A 4,043-nucleotide genomic window follows, 5' to 3' on the forward strand; every position below is an offset into this window, starting at 1 on the left:
CGGCGCCACCGGGCGGCGCCGGATCCCCGGCCGTCTACCGGGCGCGCCCCCAGCGGCCGGTGCCCGCCCCGCCGCCCGCCCCGGTGCGCCGGATGCCGGCGGCCAAGCTCACCGGCCTCGGCTGCTGGCTGCTGGCGACCCTGGTGCTGCTGGCCTTCGCGTTCCTGGACCGGCTGCTCCTGGCCGGCGCGCAGCCCGCGTACGGCTTCTTCTTCCTGCTGGTCAGCGTGGGCGCGGCGATGTGGGTCAGGCCGTACGACCTGATCTGTGCGCCGGTCACCCTGCCGATCGCGTTCACGATCGGCGCGCTGCCGATCCACCGCGGTGCGGACGGGTTCGGCGGGCTGCTGATGGGCGTCTTCACGGTCCTCGCGCTGAACGCCGGCTGGCTCTATGCCGGCACGCTGATCTGCGCGCTGCTCGCGATCGTCCGCCGCGCGCTGATCATCGTGCGGCGTCGGGCCGGCCGAGCGGCGAGTCGACCGCAGGGCGGGCAGTACGGGCCGCAGGACCGGTCGGCCGGGCGGCCGGCGGACCGGGTGCGGCCGGGTACCCGTCCGCGGCAGGTGGCTCGCCAGCCCGAGCGGCGTACGCAGCCATCGCGGCCCCGACAATCCCCGCGTTGTTCTGAAGNTCGCCAGCCCGAGCGGCGTACGCAGCCATCGCGGCCCCGACAATCCCCGCGTTGTTCTGAAGCTGAGCCGGCACGATCTCGGCCCTGATGCCCTCGATCAGCGGCAGGAACTTCTCCGCCTTGCGGGACACCCCGCCGCCGATCACGAACAGCTCGGGCGAGAAGAGCATCTCCACATGGGCGAGGTACTTCTTGACCCGGTGCGCCCACTGCTGCCAGCTCAGGTCGTGGTCCTCCTTGACCTTGGAGGAGGCGCGCTTCTCGGCGTCGTGGCCGTGCAGCTCCAGGTGGCCGAGCTCGGTGTTGGGGACGAGGCGGCCGTCGGTGAAGACGGCGCTGCCGATGCCGGTGCCGAAGGTGAGGACGATGACCGTGCCGGACCGGCCGCGGCCCGCGCCGTAGCGCAGCTCGGCGAGGCCGGCCGCGTCCGCGTCATTGAGGACGGTGACCGGGCAGCCGCCGGTCTCACCGCCCAGCCGGTCGGTGAGCAGGGCGGCGGCGTCGGTGTTGATCCAGCCTTTGTCGACATTGGCGGCGGTACGGGTGATACCGCCGGTGACCACGCCGGGGAAGGTCACGCCGACCGGCCCCGACCACCCGAAATGCTCCACGACCTGCCGGACGCCGTCCGCGACCGCATCCGGAGTGGCCGGGTGCGGGGTCAGTACCTTGTGGCGCTCCTCCGCGAGATCGCCGCGCTCCAGATCCACCGGGGCACCCTTGATGCCCGTTCCGCCGATGTCCACGCCGAAGACCCTCATGGGAAAAGGCTAGGCGCCGACGGGGCCCCTCGCCCCCGGGATCGACCGACCCGTCTCCTTCGGGAGCGGCCGGCTCGCCCCCGAAGGAGCGGCCCCCGGCCGTACGACGTCCGGGGGGCGGCAAAGCTCCGGCGGGCCTCAGCCCTCGGTGGCCGCCTTGGCCTCGGCGCGCAGGTCGCGGCGGAGCTCCTTGGGCAGCGAGAAGGCGATGGACTCCTCGGCGGCCGTGATGGTCTCGACGTCCTCGTAGCCGCGCGCGGCGAGCCAGTCCAGGACGCCGTGGACGAGGATCTCGGGGACGGAGGCGCCGGAGGTGACGCCGACCGTGCTCACGCCCTCCAGCCAGGCCTCGTCGATCTCCTCGGCGTAGTCGACCAGGTGGGAGTCGCGGGCGCCGGCGCCCAGCGCCACCTCGACGAGGCGGACGGAGTTCGAGGAGTTCTTGGAGCCGACGACGATGACGAGGTCGGCCTCGGCGCCCATCTGCTTGACCGCGGTCTGACGGTTCTGGGTGGCGTAGCAGATGTCGTCGCTGGGCGGGGAGAGCAGGTTGGGGAAGCGGCCCTTGAGGGCGTCCACGGTCTCCATGGTCTCGTCGACCGAGAGCGTGGTCTGGGAGAGCCAGACCACCTTGTCCGGGTCGCGGACCTCCACGTTGGCGACGTCCGCGGGGCCGTCGACGAGCGTGATGTGCTCGGGGGCCTCACCGCTGGTACCGATGACCTCTTCGTGGCCCTCGTGGCCGATCAGCAGGATGTCGTAGTCGTCGCCGGCGAACCGGACGGCTTCCTTGTGGACCTTGGTGACCAGCGGGCAGGTGGCGTCGATGGTGGCGAGCTTGCCGCGCTTGGCCTCTTCGTGGACGACCGGGGCGACGCCGTGCGCCGAGAAGATGACGATGTTGCCCTCGGGCACCTCTTCCGTCTCCTCGACGAAGATCGCGCCCTTCTTCTCCAGGGTCTTCACGACGTACTTGTTGTGCACGATCTCGTGGCGCACGTAGACGGGAGCGCCGTACTGCTCAAGGGCCTTCTCGACGGCGATCACGGCGCGGTCCACGCCCGCGCAGTAGCCGCGGGGGGCGGCGAGCAGGACCTTGCGGGTGGGCTGCGTGTCACAGCGACGCGATGCGTCACCGCTCGGGGTGGTGGCGGGCTGCGGGCCGGGAGTTGCAGTCATGCGTCCCATCGTAAGGCCGTGCCCCCTCGCCGGAAGATCGCGCCGGTGGCCCAGACTGGGGCTTCCTATTTCGAGGAGGCAGGGATGGGTTCGCTGCGGCGGACGCTGACGTTCCGGGACCTGATCGTCTACGGGCTGCTGTTCATCGCCCCGATGGCTCCGGTCGGAATTTTCGGCACGTTGCAGGCCAAGTCGCACGGCGCGATCACCGTCGTCTACCTCGTCGCGACCGTCGCGATGGCGTGCACGGCGTATTCGTACGCCCAGATGGTGCGGGTCGCCCCGCAGGCCGGGTCGGTCTACACCTACGCCCGGGTGGGGCTCGGCGAGGGCGCGGGGTTCGTGGCCGGGTGGATGGCGATGCTGGACTATCTGCTGATCCCCGCGGTGGCGTATCTGTTCTCCGGGATCGCGCTGCATGCGCTGGTGCCGTCGGTGCACCAGTGGGTGTGGACGGCGCTCGCGGTGGCCGTGACGACGCTGCTGAATCTGTGGGGCGTACGGACCGCGGCGCTGGTGGGGTTCGCGGTGCTGGTGATGGAGATCGTGGTGCTGGTGGTGTTCGTGGTCGCGGCCGTGTGGGCGCTGGTCGCGCACGGGGCGCAGCGTGGCTGGGCGACGCCGTTCACCGGTGAGGGTGCCTTCTCGATGAGCGCGGTGCTGGCGGCGGTGTCGGTCGCGGTCCTGTCGTTCCTGGGCTTCGATGCGATCGCGTCGTTCGCGGAGGAGTCCGCGGGCGGGGCGCAGCGGGTGGCGCGGGCGGTGCTCACCTGTCTGGTGGTGGCGGGGGTGCTGTTCGCCGTACAGACGTATCTGGCGGCGCTGCTCGCCCCGATGTCGGCGGCCGAGCTGGCGGCGGAACCGGGCGAGCAGGGGGAGGCCTTCTACGCGACGGCCGACGCGGCCGTGGGTGAGTGGCTGCAGAAGCTGGTGGCGGGCAGCAAGGCGATCGGCGCGGCGTTCGCGGCGCTGGCGGGGCAGGCGGCGGCCGGCCGGCTGCTGTTCGCGATGGCCCGGGACCGGCGGCTGCCGGGGGCGATGTCGAAGGTGGACGCGCGCCGCGGGGTGCCGCGCCGGGCGCTGCTGGGGGCGGCCGTGGTGACGCTGGTGGCGGCGGTGTGGGCGGCGCGCAGGGACGACGGGCTCGATCAGCTGTCGTCGCTCGTGAATGTGGGCGCGCTGACCGCGTTCGGGCTGCTGCACGCGTCGGTGATCGGCTGGTTCCGGGTCCGTGGGCAAGCGGAGGTGCCGAGTGTGCTGCGGCATGTGGTGGTGCCGTTGCTGGGGCTTGCGGTGGTGATCGCGGTGGTCGTCGAGGCGTCCGCCACCGCGCAGGTCGTGGGCGGGGTCTGGCTGGTGGTGGGGCTTGTGGTGCTGGCGGTGCAGTACGGGCGGCGGGGGCGGCGGACCGGGCGCGGGGCCGAGGGCCGAGAGCCGAGCGCGAAGGGCTGAGCGCGGGCGGCCGCGGG

General features: G+C 72.4%; 3 protein-coding genes and 1 pseudogene. 2 read left to right on the forward strand and 2 right to left on the reverse strand.

The features are described 5' to 3' along the window. Nucleotides 1-92: 92 nt before the first annotated feature. Nucleotides 93-633 (forward strand): DUF6542 domain-containing protein (locus tag DY245_RS47825; protein WP_342354182.1); only part of this gene is annotated, 541 nt, incomplete at its 3' end. A gap of 1 nt (nucleotide 634) precedes the next feature. On the opposite strand, the pseudogene ppgK reads toward DY245_RS47825, so the two are convergent. Next, nucleotides 635-1,395: pseudogene (gene ppgK, locus DY245_RS12005) on the reverse strand (polyphosphate--glucose phosphotransferase); the annotation flags it as partial. 138 nt (nucleotides 1,396-1,533) lie between these two features. Beyond that, complete coding sequence (locus tag DY245_RS12010) at nucleotides 1,534-2,574, reverse strand: 4-hydroxy-3-methylbut-2-enyl diphosphate reductase (protein WP_128506509.1); 1,041 nt, start codon at nucleotides 2,572-2,574, stop codon at nucleotides 1,534-1,536. An 84-nt stretch (nucleotides 2,575-2,658) separates the two neighbouring features. Between DY245_RS12010 and DY245_RS12015 the strand changes: the two genes are divergently transcribed. Further along, nucleotides 2,659-4,026 (forward strand): APC family permease, encoded by a 1,368-nt coding sequence (locus DY245_RS12015; RefSeq protein WP_128506511.1) that lies wholly within the window; start codon nucleotides 2,659-2,661, stop codon nucleotides 4,024-4,026. The last annotated feature ends 17 nt before the right edge of the window (nucleotides 4,027-4,043 follow it).

This window comes from Streptomyces inhibens, assembly GCF_003389455.1.
GTDB lineage: Bacteria > Actinomycetota > Actinomycetes > Streptomycetales > Streptomycetaceae > Streptomyces > Streptomyces inhibens.

Excerpts from the sequence above, each read along its gene's own strand:
- DY245_RS12010 (WP_128506509.1), bottom strand. The coding sequence starts at position 2,574 with ATGACTGCAACTCCCGGCCCGCAGCCCGCCACCACCCCGAGCGGTGAC.
- DY245_RS12015 (WP_128506511.1), top strand. The coding sequence starts at position 2,659 with ATGGGTTCGCTGCGGCGGACGCTGACGTTCCGGGACCTGATCGTCTAC.